Source organism: Pseudomonas sp. WC2 (assembly GCF_050586545.1).
In the GTDB taxonomy this organism is placed as follows: domain Bacteria; phylum Pseudomonadota; class Gammaproteobacteria; order Pseudomonadales; family Pseudomonadaceae; genus Aquipseudomonas.
The window spans coordinates 121,651-138,553 of the sequence record NZ_JBOBDR010000003.1 but is presented as its reverse complement, the minus strand read 5'-3'; the positions used below and the strand labels follow the sequence as shown (position 1 = coordinate 138,553).

16 protein-coding genes and 1 tRNA gene are annotated in these 16,903 nt (G+C 57.6%); 6 read left to right on the top strand and 11 right to left on the bottom strand.

All coding sequences use genetic code 11. The features are described from left to right. Positions 1–4 precede the first annotated feature (4 nt). Positions 5–976, top strand: coding sequence for a LysR substrate-binding domain-containing protein (locus ACQ4OE_RS04500; RefSeq protein ID WP_430945849.1), 972 nt, complete (start codon positions 5–7; stop codon positions 974–976). A gap of 129 nt (positions 977–1,105) precedes the next feature. Here the strand turns inward: ACQ4OE_RS04500 and ACQ4OE_RS04495 are convergent, their stop codons facing one another. From ACQ4OE_RS04495 to ACQ4OE_RS04485, 3 genes are all read right to left on the bottom strand, one after another. Continuing rightward, a complete protein-coding gene (locus tag ACQ4OE_RS04495) occupies positions 1,106–3,496 on the bottom strand; it encodes a TonB-dependent siderophore receptor (protein ID WP_430945848.1) in 2,391 nt (796 codons plus the stop codon). Positions 3,497–3,616: 120 nt separating this feature from the next. Continuing rightward, positions 3,617–4,597 (bottom strand): FecR domain-containing protein, encoded by a 981-nt coding sequence (locus tag ACQ4OE_RS04490; RefSeq protein WP_430945847.1) that lies wholly within the window; start codon positions 4,595–4,597, stop codon positions 3,617–3,619. Next, the gene (locus ACQ4OE_RS04485; RefSeq protein ID WP_122595713.1) at positions 4,584–5,099 is read right to left on the bottom strand and encodes a sigma-70 family RNA polymerase sigma factor; all 516 of its coding nucleotides are present in this window, start codon (positions 5,097–5,099) and stop codon (positions 4,584–4,586) included. Before ACQ4OE_RS04485 ends, ACQ4OE_RS04490 begins: the two co-directional genes overlap by 14 nt. A 754-nt stretch (positions 5,100–5,853) precedes the next feature. Between ACQ4OE_RS04485 and ACQ4OE_RS04480 the strand changes: the two genes are divergently transcribed. Further along, complete coding sequence (locus tag ACQ4OE_RS04480; RefSeq protein ID WP_430945846.1) at positions 5,854–6,330, top strand: hypothetical protein; 477 nt, start codon at positions 5,854–5,856, stop codon at positions 6,328–6,330. Next, positions 6,327–6,572, top strand: a complete 246-nt coding sequence (locus tag ACQ4OE_RS04475) for a hypothetical protein (RefSeq protein ID WP_430945845.1) — start codon at positions 6,327–6,329, stop codon at positions 6,570–6,572. The genes ACQ4OE_RS04480 and ACQ4OE_RS04475 overlap by 4 nt, the downstream gene beginning before the upstream one ends. A 591-nt stretch (positions 6,573–7,163) precedes the next feature. On the opposite strand, the gene ACQ4OE_RS04470 is transcribed toward ACQ4OE_RS04475, so the two are convergent. Beyond that, positions 7,164–8,264 carry an NADH:flavin oxidoreductase gene (locus tag ACQ4OE_RS04470; protein WP_430945844.1) on the bottom strand — a complete coding sequence of 367 codons (1,101 nt, stop codon included), beginning with the start codon at positions 8,262–8,264 and terminating at the stop codon, positions 7,164–7,166. 123 nt (positions 8,265–8,387) lie between these two features. Between ACQ4OE_RS04470 and ACQ4OE_RS04465 the strand changes: the two genes are divergently transcribed. Further along, complete coding sequence (locus tag ACQ4OE_RS04465; protein ID WP_430945843.1) at positions 8,388–9,287, top strand: LysR substrate-binding domain-containing protein; 900 nt, start codon at positions 8,388–8,390, stop codon at positions 9,285–9,287. A 416-nt stretch (positions 9,288–9,703) separates the two neighbouring features. Here the strand turns inward: ACQ4OE_RS04465 and ACQ4OE_RS04460 are convergent. Beyond that, positions 9,704–9,791, bottom strand: a tRNA-Ser gene (locus tag ACQ4OE_RS04460). 122 nt (positions 9,792–9,913) lie between these two features. Between ACQ4OE_RS04460 and ACQ4OE_RS04455 the strand changes: the two genes are divergently transcribed. Then, the gene (locus ACQ4OE_RS04455; RefSeq protein WP_008081508.1) at positions 9,914–10,585 is read left to right on the top strand and encodes a Bax inhibitor-1/YccA family protein; all 672 of its coding nucleotides are present in this window, start codon (positions 9,914–9,916) and stop codon (positions 10,583–10,585) included. Between the two features lie 66 nt (positions 10,586–10,651). Here the strand turns inward: ACQ4OE_RS04455 and ACQ4OE_RS04450 are convergent, their stop codons facing one another. Together ACQ4OE_RS04450 and ACQ4OE_RS04445 are read right to left on the bottom strand one after the other, a co-directional pair. Further along, positions 10,652–10,981 carry a YceK/YidQ family lipoprotein gene (locus tag ACQ4OE_RS04450; protein ID WP_430945842.1) on the bottom strand — a complete coding sequence of 110 codons (330 nt, stop codon included), beginning with the start codon at positions 10,979–10,981 and terminating at the stop codon, positions 10,652–10,654. A 58-nt stretch (positions 10,982–11,039) separates the two neighbouring features. Beyond that, entirely contained in the window at positions 11,040–11,477 is a 438-nt protein-coding gene (locus ACQ4OE_RS04445; RefSeq protein WP_122595719.1) for an Lrp/AsnC family transcriptional regulator, read from the bottom strand. A gap of 138 nt (positions 11,478–11,615) precedes the next feature. On the opposite strand from ACQ4OE_RS04445, the gene ACQ4OE_RS04440 reads away from it, so the two are divergent. Beyond that, positions 11,616–12,515: a DMT family transporter gene (locus ACQ4OE_RS04440; RefSeq protein ID WP_430945841.1), complete on the top strand. Its 900-nt coding sequence runs from the start codon at positions 11,616–11,618 to the stop codon at positions 12,513–12,515. On the opposite strand, the gene ACQ4OE_RS04435 is transcribed toward ACQ4OE_RS04440, so the two are convergent. From ACQ4OE_RS04435 to ACQ4OE_RS04420, 4 genes are all read right to left on the bottom strand, one after another. Next, positions 12,512–14,413 carry an acyltransferase family protein gene (locus ACQ4OE_RS04435; RefSeq protein WP_430945840.1) on the bottom strand — a complete coding sequence of 634 codons (1,902 nt, stop codon included), beginning with the start codon at positions 14,411–14,413 and terminating at the stop codon, positions 12,512–12,514. The genes ACQ4OE_RS04440 and ACQ4OE_RS04435 overlap by 4 nt on opposite strands. An 82-nt stretch (positions 14,414–14,495) precedes the next feature. After that, on the bottom strand, positions 14,496–15,536 hold the full coding sequence (locus ACQ4OE_RS04430) for an FUSC family protein (RefSeq protein WP_205933199.1): 1,041 nt from the start codon (positions 15,534–15,536) through the stop codon (positions 14,496–14,498). A gap of 54 nt (positions 15,537–15,590) precedes the next feature. Then, positions 15,591–16,550: an HlyD family secretion protein gene (locus tag ACQ4OE_RS04425; protein ID WP_122595722.1), complete on the bottom strand. Its 960-nt coding sequence runs from the start codon at positions 16,548–16,550 to the stop codon at positions 15,591–15,593. A 2-nt stretch (positions 16,551–16,552) separates the two neighbouring features. Next, positions 16,553–16,903, bottom strand: coding sequence for a DUF3302 domain-containing protein (locus ACQ4OE_RS04420; RefSeq protein ID WP_430945839.1), 351 nt, complete (start codon positions 16,901–16,903; stop codon positions 16,553–16,555).

Below are 16,903 nucleotides of genomic sequence, written 5' to 3'. Positions count from 1 at the left end.
TCATATGCACCTCAAAGCGCACCGGTACTTCGCCATGGTCGCCGTGACTGGCAGTTTTTCGGCGACGGCCCGGCACTTCCGCGTGCCGGCGTCCTCGGTGTCGCGCTTCATCGCGGCGCTGGAGCTTGAGGTGGGTCAGCAACTTCTGTATCGAAACACCCGCGCAGTGAAACTGACGGACGCGGGCGAGCGTTACTACCAGCAGATCCGCGAAGTGCTGGAACTGCTCGATGCCGCTGACGAGGAAATCACCGGCAAGGGTGGCGAGGTTCGTGGGCTGGTGCGGATTAACGCGCCGGTCGCGTTCGGCAGCCTGCACATCGTCAAACTGTTGAACGGTCTGTATGACCAGTATCCCGAATTGACGGTCGAGCTGACGGTCACCGATGCTTTCATCGACCCGGTGCAGGAGGGCGCCGACATCATCTTCCGGGTGGGACACCTGAGCGATTCTGGATTGATCGGGCGGCGAATCTGCGATCAGCAATACGTGCTGTGCGCCAGTGCGGCATACATCGCCAAGCACGGCCAACCCGCGTCGCCGCAGGATCTGCAGCATCACGCCTGTCTGGTCTACAAAGGCACCGGCGGGGCGCAGCGCTGGTATTTCAGAAAACCGGGCAGCGACAAGGCCGACATCATCGACGTACAGGGGCCGCTCCGAAGCAATAATGGTCAGGTGTTGGTGGAGGCCGCGTTGGCGGGCAGGGGCATCGTGTTTTTCCCGTCCTGGCTGTTTAGCCGCGAGAGTTTTGTCAGCCGGCAGCTCATTCGGTTGTTACCGGATTGGGACGGCTCGGTTGAGCAAACTCCCAGCCAGATCCATCTGCTATCCCCAGAGAATCGCCTGCGGTCGCAGAAGGTGCGCGTGGTGTGGGACTACTTCATCAATGCAATCGGCACTCCGCCTTATTGGGATGATTTGGGGGATTCTCGGAAACAGACATCTCAAACCCCAGAAACGACAAAGCCCTGAATAATCAGGGCTTTGTCGCTGCGCAATAGGGCAGAGGCAGTGGGATCCGGCCGATTGCTGGCCAAGTTGACGGTGCCCGCGTCAAAGCGGGCACCGCTTCCTATTGGGGAATAAGGCTTACACGCCTGCTTACCACTTGTAACTCACTTTGGCGGTAATCTCGCGGCCCGGGTTATAGAAGTTCGCTGTGCCGGAACCGACCACGTGCTGCTCATCCAGCAGGTTGCTGAGGTTGACCGCAAGGTCCGTACCCTTGGCGATCTTGTAGTTGAAGGCGGCGTCGAACAGCGTGGTGCCATCGCTTTTGCCGGAGTTGGCGGCGTCGAAGTAATAAGAGCCGACGTAGCGCGCACCCAAGCCAACGCTGACATCAGTGGCGGGCACGTCGTAGTAACTCCAGAGCGAAGCGGAATGCTTGGGCGCCGTGGCGAACTCATTACCCTTCAGGGAACTGCCGTCGTACAACGAGCCGCGCTGTACCTCGGACTCCATATAGGAATAGCCACCGATCAGGCTGAGGTTCTGCGTCACCTGCGCCTTGGCCTCCAGGTCGAGGCCACGCGCCCGCGACTCGCCCACTGTCTGTTGCTCAATGATGCCGCTCGGCAGCACCACAGCGATGGTGACGTTTTCCTGAGTCAGGTCATAAACGGCTGCGGAGAACAGGGCGTCCATCCCCATCGGCGCATACTTCACGCCCACTTCGTACTGCCGGCCCGTCTGCGGGGTTACGCCAACCTGCGGCGGCGAGACCGATTCCACCATGCTGATATAAGTGGACACCTCATCGTTGACGATATAGGTCAACGCACCCCGGTAGGAGGTTTCGGAGAAGGTGTCTTTCTCAGTGGATTCCAGGCCTTTGCTGGTCAGGTCCATCGAGTCGTTGCGCACGCCACCTGTCACGATGAAACGCTCATAGAACGACAGATTCTGCTGAAGGAATACGGCCTTGGTGGTCGCATCTCGCTTGTTCACGGCATACGGCGCGATGGAGCGTGAAACCCCAGTAAACACGGGGTTTGCAATATCAATCGAGGTCGTCGGGGAGTAAATCGAGCTTTCCTTGGTGGTCGAATCGAGGTACTCCACGCCCACCAGGCTGCTGCTGTCGATGTTCTCGAAGCGGGCGTCGTATTGCAGCATCAGATTGCCGTTGAACTGGTCGGCTTCGGTGTCCGTTCCAAACTGATAGCGGTCGACGGTGGTGCCGACACGTGCGGCGCTGTCGCTGAGGTAAACGTAGCCAAAATCATCGGTCAACTTGCTGTAACGCAGATTACTGCGCAGCACGAAGCCATTGTCGAAGTCATGGGTGACGTTCCCGCTGAGACTGGTGCGCTCGACATCGTGAAAGTTGTAGCTGGGCTCGCCATAAAACTTCTTGCGGTCGTATTCCTTGTCCAACGGATAACCGCCGCTGTTCGGCGAACTTTCGGTTTTTAGGTAGTCCAGAATCATCGTCGCCGACGTGAAATCCGTCGGTGCCCAAGTGAGGCCACCCATAAACAACTGGTTGTCGTCCTGCGAATGGTCGTACTCGCGGTCGCTGTTCTGGCCTTTGGCAGTGAAGCGGCCAGCGAGGGTTTTCTCATCGTTCAGCGCATCCCCGACATCGATGCCTGTCTCGACATGGTCAAACGAACCGTAGGTCACATAGCCTTGGCCAAACTGCTCGAAGCGCGGCTGTTTGGTCACGAAATTCACCGAACCGCCCGGGTCCGCGGGGCCAAACAGGGTGGAGTTGGCGCCACGCAGAATCTCGATGCGCTCATAAGCGAATGGATCTTCGCGCACGCCGCGCATCGAACTCAGGGTCAAGCCGTCACGGTAAGTGGTGGCCTGGAAGCCGCGGATCTGGAAGTAGTCGTTGCGGTCATCCGTACCATAGAAGTCAGTGATCACGCCCGGCGTGTATTGCAGCGCTTCTTCCGTGGTGCTGACGCTGCGCTGTTCCATTTCCTTGTTGGTAACAACCGATACCGATGCCGGTGTATTGAGAATGCTGGTCGCCACTTTGCCGCCAACCCAGAGCTCCTTGGCGACCACCGAGTTGGCGTCGTCGTCGGCACTGACCCTGACCTTGGCGTTGATGATGAGGGGCGCGAGGCGGTAGTCCTCGACGTCGGTTGCGTCGAGTTCGAGCGGGCCGGCGGTCTTGGCTTGAGGGACCAGCAGGTAGGCATTCGGGCCTTGCTGTTCGATCTGCAATTCGCTCCCCTGCAGCAACGATGACAGCGCGGCCGACGTATCGAGCGAGCCATTCACGCCAGCAGTGGTGCGGTTCGCCACACTCGACGCATCATAGGAAAGACTGATGCCGGCCTCGCGCGCAAAGCGATCAAGCGCCGGCGCCAGTGGGCCGGCAGCGATGTTCCACTGCTTGACTTGATTGCTGTGGTCAGCGCCCGACGTTTGTGCCAGCGATGGCAATGCGTAGCTGCTGACGATCAAACCCAACATCGCGCCCTGCAAGGCACGATTCAAGGGATGGCGCTGTGAAACCGGGGACGAACTCATTTTCTCGCTCCAAGAAAGGACATCGACAGACTGGCCTGTATTCCGGCCTTCCTTAGAGGTCGAACGAGAATGCGAAACCACCTCATTAATTTTCAGGCAGCGCAAAAAATTGTGATGGACTCAGGTGGCAGCGGTCACGGTCACCCAATAACGGGTCCGATAATCAATGTGCAAGTGCAGTGATTGCGCGATCAAGGCCAGCACCTGATCGTTGTCGGCGAGCTGGAAAGTGCCGGAAACGCGACGATCAGCGACCTCTTGGGCGCAGCGCAAAACTCCAGTGCGATAACGCGACAACTCCGCGATGAAATCATTGAGGCGCATATTGCGCACGCTGATCACTCCGTCACCCCAGCCCCATAGATCAAGCCCGTTGTCCCGGACCATCTGGGCGCCACTTGAAGTGAATAGCAACTGACTGCCTGCCTGGACGCTGCGGCTCGCAGGCGTTTGAATGGAGCCGGGGAATACCGTGACCGATCCTTCCTGAGCCGTGACCAGCGTGCCATCGTCACGTTCGCGCGCCAGAAAGCGCGAGCTGTGAGCGCGCATGATCCCATCACGCGATTGCACCCAGAACGGTCGCGCTTGGGGCGAGTGTTGATCCGCGCCGACATTCACGATGATTTCACCCCGTCGCAGGATGATCAGGCGTCGCTGGGCGTCGAAATCACTGTCGACGGCGCTATCGCTATTGAGCTGGATAAGGCTGCCATCATCGAGCTGGAAGCGTCGTTGCTCGCCGGTGCTGCTGCGTTGCTGCGCAAGCATGGCGGGCCCGGGTGTGTAGTCGCGGCCGAGCCAAGCTGCTGTGCCAACAGTGGCCAATACGCCCAGTAGCTTCAGGCTTTCCCGCCGGCGCATTCCATTTTTGGCGCCATTGAGGGTTTGTCGCGCCAGTTGAGCGGGCACGCCGGCAAATTCATCCCCCAGCGTTTCCACACGCTGCCACGCCAACACATGCTCGGGGTGCTGCTGCAGCCAGTGCTCAAAAGTGCGCTGAGTTTGTTCATCGGCTTGATTGAAGCGCAGGCGCACCAGCCATTGGATCGCCTGCTCGACAATGGCCGGATCCAGCGCCTGCGGCTCACGCCTCGACATAACGCAAGCGATAGCAATGTTGCAGGGCCGTGGCCAGATCGCGTTCCACCGTCGCGCGGGAAACACCGAGCTTTTCGGCGATTTGCGCGCACGTGAGACCGTCGAGGCGGGCGAATAAAAATGCTTGGCGAACTCTCGGTTTAAGCAGACCGAGCATGCGATCTATGCGCTCGAGGGCATCAAGAATCAGCAGCCGGCTTTCTTCCGAGGGAACCTCGTGTTGAGGCAGCAACGTGACGCTTTCCAGGTAGGCGCGTTCGAGTTCGCGACGACGATACTGATCGATCATCAGCCCGCGGGCGATGCTGCTCAGATAGGCGCGTGGTTCACGCAACGGGCTGGACTGACGGGCTTTCAGCACCCGTACGAAGGTGTCCTGCGCCAAATCTGCCGCGTTATCGCGACATCCAATGCGTCGGATCAGCCAGCCGTGTAACCACGAGTGGTGGGTGCGATAGAGCAGCCCTAGATCTGCAGTACCTAGCGTTTCGTCGCTGCGCATCGGAATCCCGGAAAGTACATAATTGATAATTAATCGCATTCTACTCACGGGATAGGGCCGGAGGCAAATACGTGGCGCCTAGCGTTTGGATTTGGGCGGATGGGGTTGTTTTGAAGGGGGGGGGAGTGGAAGGATGCGTCCAGCGATTGGACGATTTAAACCCTAGCGATTAGCGTAAACGTAAAGGTTTCAGGAGGAATGCGGACACGGGTAATGGGGCAGCAGGGGCCGGCGGTGGAGTCTTGGTCCGGGCCGCCGGCAATGAGCATGGTCACTCTACGATGCAAATCCAGCGGTGGTTGTAGCGATAGGGAGCGCGAGTGAAGTGCACATCTGAAACCAGATTCATGCCTCGCTCCTGGAGCGCTTCGGTCAGTTGTACGAGTGTCTCTGCCTGGATAGTCATTGCTGTCACCTCGTCAGAATTACTGCGTTCATAATTCTTGACCGATCGGGCAAGCGGCTAATTCATTTTTTCTACTCGGGTGATTTGCCCTACCTACTGCGCAGAACGCTCTATGGCTGCCCGTCCGCTGGACATTTTCAGCAAACCCCAGAAACGACAAAGCCCCGAATAATCAGGGCTTTGTCGGTAAAGAATATGGCGGAGGCGATGGGATTCGAACGCCTGCTTTCAAGATACATCTCAGCATGAGTCGCCTAGGGCCAATAGCGGCCTTCAGGAACTACGCTTTAACATGTTGAAATCGCACCTGAGTAACGATTAGGTTGTCCATTTTAGGAAGTCTTCCGAATGCCCGTTTTTGAAATTTCGCCACTGGAAGCAATCGGTCCCGCCCGGCTTGGCGCTTCACGTACCGCAGCAAGGGCAGCGATGTCTGTGAGTGGATTCCAGCTTGAGTGGTCCAATGGCCGCATCGATTATTTCTGCGAATCTTCAATCCAGCTTGAGTACGGCCCTAGCGATGAAGTCCAGTTCATAGGCGTTTCCGGGAATTCTCAACTCAACTTCACGTTTAAGGGAGTGGATGTTTTTGCTACATCTGCGGCTGAGTTGTTTTCACTGATGGCTGGCTCGGACGCCTCCGGCCCCCATGAATTCGACCGGTATGAGTACTGCTTTCCGAACCAGATACTCACTCTTTGGGATGCTGATGAACAATATGACCGTCAAGGCGGAGAAGAACGTGAGGTGTGGGGCCAAGTCGGGATCGGCAATGATGCTTATGCGGCAGCCATCGCAATGAGAGCGGGCAAAAACGAGCTATGAGTCTGAAACATGAACTTTGGCTGGAACCCGATGGTTGTCAGACTTTCTGCCTGGCAGGTAATCACGGCGATGACGCGCGCAATTTACTTTCAGCAAACTCCCAAATGATCTGGACAATCGAAGCTGACAGTTACTTCGAGGCGATGACCAAATACTATGCCTTCATGGAATGGGGTGAATACCAGACAAACTTTCCCGAGCATGACCAAATGTCCTACGCCGAGCTAGGTTGGGATGAGTAACAGGGGGCCGAGACTAGGACGAGCAGCCGTATTTTAGGCTTTGACTCAAAGTCCGCTTTTGACCGCACGCCGCCGCACCCCGAACAGTTGCATAGACTGATAGAGAACATCTGCTTTAACGCTTCCAGCCTCAGCAAAAGGCCGGCACTTCGATGAACTCATGTACTGAGCATGTCGCCAGTTTGACGTCTTTTTCTCACACAATTGATCGTCAAAAGCACACCGGCTGCAATCCCTTGTGTACCGCACATAAGCCAGATTAGGCCTATGTGAAAAAGGACCCAAGCACTCAAACCTAAAATCAGGCTTGATAATACCCCAAGTACAAATAGTGGCAGGTGTTGCACAGAAGGGCTGTCCTCCAGCGAGTCGGAAAAAATGCTCCAGCATGCCCAAATTTACCGCGCCCTATGGACTCTTTAGTGACTATAGATCAGGAGTTCTTTGAGGCGGAGTATGCTGACGGTCAGCTATTGGCCGAAAGCCGCCGTTCGTGAGCGGCAGCTACCGGCCGATGACTGACTGTCTTAACTGGCTGAAATTGACCAAAAGCGTGTTATCAGCAGGCCGCCTCAAGAACCTGTCAGTAACTTACATGGCGAGCTCGCTTTCCTTGATATTTGCGATAGGGCCTAGAATCGACGCGTCAAACGCTGCCAGAGGACGGCGGTCGGCCAGGCGGTTGGGGTAGTCTGGGTTTGCCAGCGCTGCCTTGCCGATGGCCAGGATATCTGCGCCATCGGCCCGCACGGCGTCGAAGTGTTCCTCGTCATGCAGGCCGCCGTTTGCGATCAACACGACCCCGGGCGCATGACGACGTGCCAACGCAACCAGGCTTTCTGTGCTGCTGAGGAAAGCAGGTTGCCACACCTCGTATTCGGTCACATGGATGTAGTCGACGCCGGCATCCTTGAGGGAGCCAAAAATGACTTCCGCATCGTGCTCGCCGTTCGACCACTTGTGCCCGAAATCATTGACCTTGCCTTGAGAGATCCGAACGCCGACGGGAACAGCCCCCAAGGTGTCCCGGACGGCTTTGATGACTTCCAGAATCAACCCGATGCGTTGTTGCGTGTTGCCACCCCAGCGGTCATTGCGGTGATTGGTGTAATCGGTGAGGAATTGGTCAAGCAAGTAACCATTCGCTCCATGTATCTCGACACCATCGAAGCCCGCATCCAGCACTGAACGCTTTGCAGCCTGAGCGAAGCCAGCAATGGCATCAGCGATGTTTTCGTCCGTCATCGCAGTGGGCACCGGATACTGGCCTTCTCCATAGTAGAACCGCATTTGCTCGCCTTTGGGACGAGTCGCCGAGGGCGCGGCGGTTTGCTGGGTGAAGCGATTCCCTTGGCTCAGAGCCCCGGCATGCATGAGTTGCGCGAAGATAGCCGTTTTTTGAGCGTGGACTCGGTCTGTGACCGTTCGCCATGCGAGGGTTTGTTCCGCGTCCGTCAGGCCTGGCTGGAAGGGGTAGCCTTGGGAAAAGCGTTGGTCAGTGTAGATCCCTTCGGTAATGACTAATCCAAATCCGCCTTCGGCGAAGCGCTCGTAATAGCGCGCCATTGCGTCGGTCGCCACGCCGGTTTGCGTGGCGCTGACGCGAGTCATGGGGGCGACCGCCAAGCGATTGCGGAGGGTGAGATTCTTGATATCGTAAGGCGTTAAAATCGATGGGGTCGAGTGGTTCATGGCTGCACCTCGTTTCTAAGCGTACCAGGGCGTAATTGCCTGCTGTCGTGGATAGTACGGCGGTGCTTGGGCTCGACCAAGCCAGCTTTGCGTGAAGCCGGCATAACAAAAAAGGATGTAATCATGCTGACAACTGACCTGCGCATTTTTCTTGCAGTCGCGACCGCGCGCAGCCTTTCGGATGCGGCGCGCAGAATGGATGTGATGCCCATGCAGGTGTCACGGCGTATCACTGCGCTCGAGCAGGAATTGGGTGTGCGGCTGTTTCAACGCACCACCAGGGCAGTGTCGCTCACTGCCGAGGGGGAAGCATTCCTGCCCTATGCCCATACCATGATCGAGGCCGAGGAGAGTGCGCTGCGGGAGTTACAGCCTTCGTCGAGCCGGGTGACAGGGTTGCTGCGGATGACGGCACCGAGCGTTTTTGGACAGTCCATCGTCTTGCCCATGTTGCCGAAACTGCTGCAGCGATACCCTGATCTACAGGTGGAACTCGACGTTTCCGATACAGTAGTCGATCTGGTGGGGCGCGGATTCGACCTCGCGCTGCGCGTTGCGCCTCTGGCCGATTCCGAATTGGTTGCCAGGCGTATCGCACCCAATCCCCGCCTTCTTTGTGCGGCCCCCCACTATCTGCGACAGCACGGCACGCCCTCCACCGTAGCGGAGCTTGATCAGCACCCGTGCATTGTTCTTCAGGCTGTACCGAAATGGCCTTTTGTGGTGAACGGCGAGATCGTTCGGCGGCGAGTACAGGGGCGGGTGATGATCAGTAACGTCGGCGCCGTACGCGATGCTGCAATTGAAGGCCTGGGCATTGCGATGCTCGCGTACTGGGACGTTCTGCCCCAGTTGCGAGACGGTTCTCTGGAGGAAATCCAGTTAACTGATGGCGGTATGGAACAGTTGTCTGTCTGGGCCGTCACCCCGACGCGCCAGTATGTTCCGGCTAGAGTGAAAGTTTTCCTGCAGATGCTCGAAGCTGATATGACTTCGCGGCTTCAGAGCTTACCGATATCCTGAATGGCCAATAAGAGGGCGGCGACAAAAGGCAGGTGGGCGGGACGACCATCCGCCGAACCGTCTTTCACAGCAAAATCTGGTATGCACGTAATACCTCGGCTGCCTGCGCCAGATAGATGAGGGCGTCCAAGTTGCTACAGACCATGGTGACCGGTACCGGGTGGCTGCGGCTGGGGCCACGGTTAGGTGGTAATTCCTGGAGCTAACCTGCCTTGTGGCTATGATTGGTTTGATGGCATACGGGTTAATGGTCGTTTTACATTTACTTGAAAGGCCGCTGAAGAAGGGCCTTGAAGAGGCAGGGTCGCCGAAATGCTCAAAATGATGCGGAAACGAATCTGAAATGATGCAGTAAAAACCCTGTACTGCAGAAACGACAAAGCCCTGAATAATCAGGGCTTTGTCGGTACAGAATATGGCGGAGGCGATGGGATTCGAACTCATGGACCTGTTACAGTCGACGGTTTTCAAGACCGTTGCCTTAAACCACTCGGCCACACCTCCGTTGCGTTGCGGGCGCCATAATACCTGAATGAAACACACTGTCAAACTCTCTGCATGGCTTGTTACAGAGCGTCTGTTATGATCTTTGCGACTGAACGTTTCAAACCAACAGGAGTGTCGCCATGCGCGAACAGGATTACGCAGTTAATAACAGCGTGCAGGCTGAGCAGCTAGAGGTTAGCCGCGTCCTGCGCAACACTTACGGCCTACTGGCTCTGACCCTCGCATTCAGCGGCGTGATGGCTTTCGTGGCTCAGCAGATGCGCGTCGGCTACCCGAACATTTTCGTGGTGCTGATCGGCTTCTACGGGCTGTTCTTCCTCACTAACAAACTACGTGATTCCGCGTGGGGCCTGGTGTCCGCGTTCGCGCTGACCGGTTTCATGGGTTTCCTGCTCGGCCCGATCCTCAACCGTTACCTGGGCATGCAGGGCGGCGCTGAAGTGGTCAGCTCGGCATTCGCGATGACCGCGCTGGTGTTCGGTGGTCTGTCGGCCTACGTGCTGATCACCCGTAAGGACATGAGCTTCCTCGGTGGCTTCATCACCGCCGGTTTCTTCGTCCTGCTGGGTGCAACGCTGGCAAGCTTCTTCTTCCAGATCAGCGGCCTGCAACTGGCGATCAGCGCAGGTTTCGTGCTGTTCTCGTCGGTGTGCATCCTGTTCCAGACCAGCGCCATCATCCACGGCGGCGAGCGTAACTACATCATGGCGACTATCAGCCTGTATGTATCGATCTACAACCTGTTCATCAGCTTGTTGCAGATCTTCGGCATCATGAGCCGCGACGACTGATAGCCATCAGTGAAATAACGAAAAACCCGCTTAGGCGGGTTTTTTGTTGTCTGCGCAAACACTCGATCAATTGATCACGATGCTGCCTTCAGTCTGCTGCTTATAGACGGTGTAGGGCAGCAACAGCGTGTCGAGCGCCCCGGACACCACGGCATCGATCAATACCACAGGAATCGCCGCATTTTTGTGATCATCGGCATCCATGCCTTTGCCCAGAGGGGCATGCAAGCTACAGAAGTCGTAGGCGAGGCCGCTGTAGATTCTTGGCACCGCCCCGCAATAACTTCTCTGTTCCTTGAGGCTGTCCACCGCAGCCTGATCACTGCGCACCACGGTCTGCACCGTCCCGCAACCGGCAAGCGTCAACGCTGCCAGCACCATTGCCTGAATTTTCATCACCGCCAATCCTTCGCCGGAAAAACCTCAATCTACGCGGAACGTGCGGAAAAAGCACTCAGGCCATCGGCGGCAGACGGCGTTTGACCGGGGTCTTCTTGACGATCGCGGTATTGGTTTCCGCGATGTTGTTGAGGCGGTCGAGCAGGGTGTCCAACTGTTCCATCGAACGCACATGCAAACGAGCGATGAAACAGTCCTCGCCGGTAACCTTGTCGCACTCGGTGAACTCGGGAATCGCCAGGATCTGCCGTTCGACTTCCTGCAATTGCCCCGGCAGCGGGCGCACTCGCACGATCGCCTGCAACTGATAGCCGAAGCACTTCGGATCGATCTCCACGGTGTAGCCCTTGAGCACACCGCGTTCCTCCAGTCGGCGCAAGCGCTCGGCCACACTCGGTGACGACAAGCCGCTGATCTGCGCCAGGGCCTTGAGCGAACGCCGCGAATCCTCCATCAACGCACCAATGAGGATCTGATCAATGTCGTCAGTCATAACAAATCTCCAGCATTAGGCGATTCATGAAAATCACCCGCGATAAAAAAGGCAGAAGACGAGTTTAGCCTGCTTTTAGCGCTGGAAGGCCCCTGCGACGGATCGGCATACTTTTGCCACAAAGACAGGAGATCAATGATGGACAAAACACTGCGCCACGGCTCGTTGGAAATGACGGCCGCCATGCTGATATCCGGGACCATTGGCTGGTTTGTGCTGGTCTCCGGGCAACCGGTGTTCGATGTGGTGTTCTGGCGCTGCGTGTTCGGTGCCGGCACGTTGTTGCTGATCTGCGCGGCATTCGGTTTCCTGCGCCCGGGCATTCTGACCCGCACCACGTTCCTGCTTGCGGTGCTCAGCGGGGTGGCGATTGTCGGTAACTGGGTGCTGCTGTTCGCCTCGTATTCCCGGGCCTCGATTGCCATCGGCACAGCGGTGTACAACGTCCAGCCATTCATGCTCGTGGGGCTGGCGGCGCTGTTTCTCGGTGAAAAAATCACCCTGCAGAAGCTGTTCTGGCTGGTGATTTCGTTCGCAGGGATGCTGGCGATTGTCAGTGCCCACGGCGCGCAAGGCGAGAGCGGCGACGATTATCTGGCGGGAATTGCTCTGGCACTGGGCGCGGCGTTTCTTTACGCGATTGCCGCGCTGATCATCAAACGTCTGACCGGCACGCCACCGCACCTGATCGCGCTGATTCAGGTGTGCACCGGCATCCTGTTGCTGGCGCCGTTCGCGCACTTCAGTGCACTGCCGCAGGCGCCAAATGCCTGGGCCAGTCTGATTACTCTGGGCATCGTCCACACCGGTTTGATGTACGTGTTGCTGTACGGTGCGATTCAGAAGTTGCCGACGGCGTTAACCGGTGCACTGTCGTTCATCTACCCGATCGCGGCGATTTTCGTCGACTGGTTCGCCTTTGGCCATCGTCTGGAGACCCTGCAATGGGTCGGCGTGGCGGCGATCCTGCTGGCCGCCGCCGGCATGCAACAGGGGTGGGGTTTCAAAGCCGGAGCCCGCGCTGTCGCACGGCCCTAGATGTTCTTCGGCACCGCTTTGAACAGGTCTTTCAGTTGCTGGTTACCGGCATCGACCAGATGGTTGTCATCAAAATACAACGGCACTCCGTTGCGCGAGCCCATGCATTGGCCTTCACGGCAAAGGTAGGGTGTCGGATCAATCACCGTGGCGTTGCAATGGCTGGCGGCTGCCTCAATCGTGAGATTGGCGAGCCGGTTGCGCTTCTCATAATCGGCCAGCGGAGTCGAGATGTCGGCGGTGTGCCGGAACAGGCGCTGATTCAGATTGAGGCCCTTGTAGACGCTGAACGGCATCTCCGGGATCGGCCGGACGATATAGACCGGATGGTGTTGCGCAATCGAACAGACGGTTTTGCTGTATTCGGCAATGTAGGCATTGATGAAGGCCGCGTCGCCAACCCGCGGGTGGTCAGCAAAGTGAATGCGGTAACTGTTGTTTCGTTGCGGATCGGCATACAGCGCCGCGCGGCTGAACAGCACTACGGGAACGCCTGGGTATTGGGTCTTCAGCACTTCAAGTTTTTCATCGTTGAAGGCCCGGCACTGGTCTTGGAGTTGCTTGTCGCGCATTTCAAAGTTCTGCAAGGTCGGGCAACCACCGCGCGACCAGGACAATGCGGCGTTTGGATTGCTTAGCTGTACGGCAGCGGCCGTCGATTGGGCATGACTGTCGCCAAACAGAATCACCGACACTTCGCCCGTGCCCAACTTGCAGTCAGCCGCCCCGAAGCTATTCGGGTAGCACTCTTGCGAATACAGCTTGCTGGTGTACTCGGGTTGTCCCAAATCGACAAAGGCCAATCGCGCCTCCGGGTACTTCTTGACTAGCGAAGCGGTGGCGGCGGACAGGCCGATGACCCCGACGACCAGCGAGGCAAATTTCAACAGGGTTTTGGGCGCGCTCGTCATTCGCGCAACTTTCGCTTCAACCAGGTAGTAGGAAAGCGCTCCCAGCACGAACGAAAGCATGATGCCGCCGGCCACATGCGGCCAACTGCCGAGCAAACCGCAGAGATACAGCAGCACCACCAGCGGCCAGTGCCACAGATAAACCGAATATGAAATGCTGCCGATGAATTGCAGAGCATGGCTTCGGCTGAAGAGCGACTCGCTGTTGGCGTAGATCACCAGCATCGTTCCGATCACCGGGAGCAAGGCCAGGTAACTGGGCCAAAGATCCTCTTCCGAGAAAGCCACCACGCTGAACAAAATCGCCAGAAGACCCAGAACTTCACAGAGCAGGCTGTTACGCCGACTCAGGATCAGCGGAAATAGAAACGCCAAGCCACCGGCGATCATTTCCCATGCGCGTGTCGGCAACATGTAAAACGCAAACACCGGATGGGTTTTGCTCAGCCAGACCGATGCTGTGAGGGATATTGCCGCCAGCGCGAGCAGGGCGATTTTGCTTCTGTCGACCCCCAGTAATCGGTACAGCCCCATCATCAGCACGGGGTAGAGCAAGTAGAACTGCCACTCCACCGACAGTGACCAGGTGTGGAGCAACCAGTTTTCGTGGACCGGCGCATCGAAGTAGTTGCCGTCTTGGGCAAAGAGGAAATTCGAGCTGAACAAGAGGCTGCTTTTGATCGTGCGGATCGACTCGCGAAAATCCTCCAGCGGCAAGTAAACGTAGCCAAAGATCAGCAGCGCCAGGCACAAGGTGACGAGCGCCGGGATGATTCTTCGCGCCCGCGACGCATAGAAGCCAAGCAGAGAAAAGCGCTGTTGCTGCAGTCCGTTGAAAATGATGCCGGTCATCAGGAAACCGGAGATGACGAAAAACACATCGACGCCAGCAAATCCGCCGGCAAACCCCGGAATCCTGAAGTGAAACAGCACCACCGAAAGCACGGCGAGTGCGCGTAGCGCGTTGATATTCTTCCTGAACAGCATCTAAGCATCCATGTCACGTCCATTGCGAACACGCATTGTAGTGATCATGTCGGCTTTGTTACATGGAATTAACGCTGCTCGTTCATATCTTCCAGTGCGGCGCGGTTTTCGCCAGGCGCTGGCGCATTTCGCCGATGTTGGCTGCCAATTGCCGGGTCAGCAATCGGTAGCCATCCAGCGCGCTGTACACCGGCGCGTCGAGGCTCGCCTCCGGTAACTCCAACGGCCGATCCAGACGTTGCGCCGCGCCGGTTTTCAGCGCCCGCGCCATGCCGATCAGTTGCACGCGAATCTGCCGGTGCTCGGCTTTCAATGCCGTTTGCAGATGCTGCATGGCTTCGGGGTCATTGATGTCTGGTCGGGTATTGCCAAGGATTTCCAGGGTGCTGATGCACATGCGCAGGTTGCGCTGGATCGCATCCAGTTCGGTCATGGAAATCTTCACTTCCTTGGACACCGACGGCATCAGCGAACGCAGTTGCACCATCACCGTGCCGAGGCGACCCATCAATTTCAAATGTTCATCGGCGCTCACCGGCTGACCGCTGATGATCCGCCCGTACACCGTGGCGCAGTCGCGCAAGGCATCGGCGAGGTTGTAGCGCCACGAATACACCGCATACAGCGGCAAGGCGAAAGAGAAGGCCAGTGCCAAGGCGATGCCGATCAGGATGTCGACGCCGCGCCACAGCCCATCGGTGATCGGGTTGTCGCCATGCCCGGCGACGATGAACACCGTGATCGCCGAAAGCAGGGCGGTGTACCCACCCTTGCCAATCGCGTGATAGGAGAAGAACCCGCAGACCACCGCCATCGCAAAGTACGTCAGCCACGGCATGCCGAGCCACGCCTGCTGCGCCACCAACAAAAGCCCGACGCCGGCGCCGATCAACGTCCCCGTGGCGCGTTCGGCGGCTTTTTTGCCGATGTTGCCGTGGTGCTGCAAACCACCGATCACTACCAGCATGGTCACCGAGGCCCATTCGCCGTGGGGCAGGTTGATGCCGGTGGTCAGCAGGATCGTTGCCAGCAATCCGAGGGCGACGCGCACGGCATGGATCAATCGGGCGTGGCGGTAGCGCCGGTACGGATCCAGCAGCGGACGCAGGATTCGGCGCAACAGCGGCGGCAGTCGGTGGTGGCTGATAATACTCAGTGCGGGCCTCTCAGGTTCAGATCAATGGAAAGGAAAAATGTAATTCATCCATGCTGCCATACGCAGAAGGATTTTGCGCATCGCGCCGATGTGGTGAAAATGCTGACTGTACAGCGCTGCCTGCCCATAGGCACCGCCCGGCATCAGTTTGCTGTACTGAGCAAAATCGGGATCGGTGATTTCAATGATCACCGGCACCCGTCCCGCCGGGGGCGAACCGGTGTAGCCGATCAAGGTGCCGGAAGGCTGGACCTGACCTTCGGCAATCACGCCAATAACGCTCTTCACCCGTCCGGCAAAGACTTTGCCGGGAATGCCATCGAACGCCACTTCCGCCTCATCGCCCACCGTCAGACGCAGCAGGCTGTTCTGGCGCATCCACGCGGCAAAGTATTGGCCTTCCTCGGGAATGAACACCATCGACGGACGCAGCGGCAACTTGCTCGCCATCATCCCGGGTCGCAATGACACATGGGTGACGAAGCCCTTGCTCGGTGCGCGGACGACGGTGTTGTCCAGCTCGAACTGCGCGTTGTCCAGTTGCGCCTGCAGATCATCGGTGCGGGAAATGGCGGCATCCAGTTCGCGCTGGGTGCCGAAATTGCGCCGGATCAGTTCGGTAATGCGATAGCGATCACCCTTGGCGGCGACCAATTGAGCCTTGAGCGATTTCAGCCGGTTTTGAAACGGCGTGGGATCGATGCGAAACAGCACATCGCCTTTTTCCAGCGGCTCATTACCCTTGACCGGCACCTCGATTACCTGGCCGCTGACAATCGGAATCACCGGCACGGAAACGAAGTAGGAGCGCGCCACTTCAGAGTAAGGATGGTTGTAGTTCATGGTGAAAATCAGCGCGCCAATGATCAGCACCCCGCCGAGAACAGCCGTGGGTACGGTCCATTTGTTCAGCGGAATCCGGAAGATTTTGAACAGGGCAACGCAGAACGCGGCGTACGTCAGGATGAGCAGCAGATCCATGCTCAGCGCCCCTGGTTGTCAGGCGCAGATAACGACTGCGCTTCAAGTCGCTCAAGACGACTCTGAAGTTCGAGAACTTGCTGCTCCAGGCGCAGCACGTGGTTCTGCACGGGTTTGCCGTCACCAAAACCCCAGCCGCGATCTTCGCGATAGGCCATCGCCCAGATCCACAGAAACGGCCACAGCGCATGTAAGGTGAACAGACTGACCCAGCCGGTGGCGTGGATCGCATCCTGATGCGGGTGTTTCCGGTGAACGGCAATCTCGTACGGAATATCGTGCAGCACGATGATCCCGTAAAACAGCACAAGCCCCACAAACACCAACAAACCCAACGCGAAGTAATCAAGCAC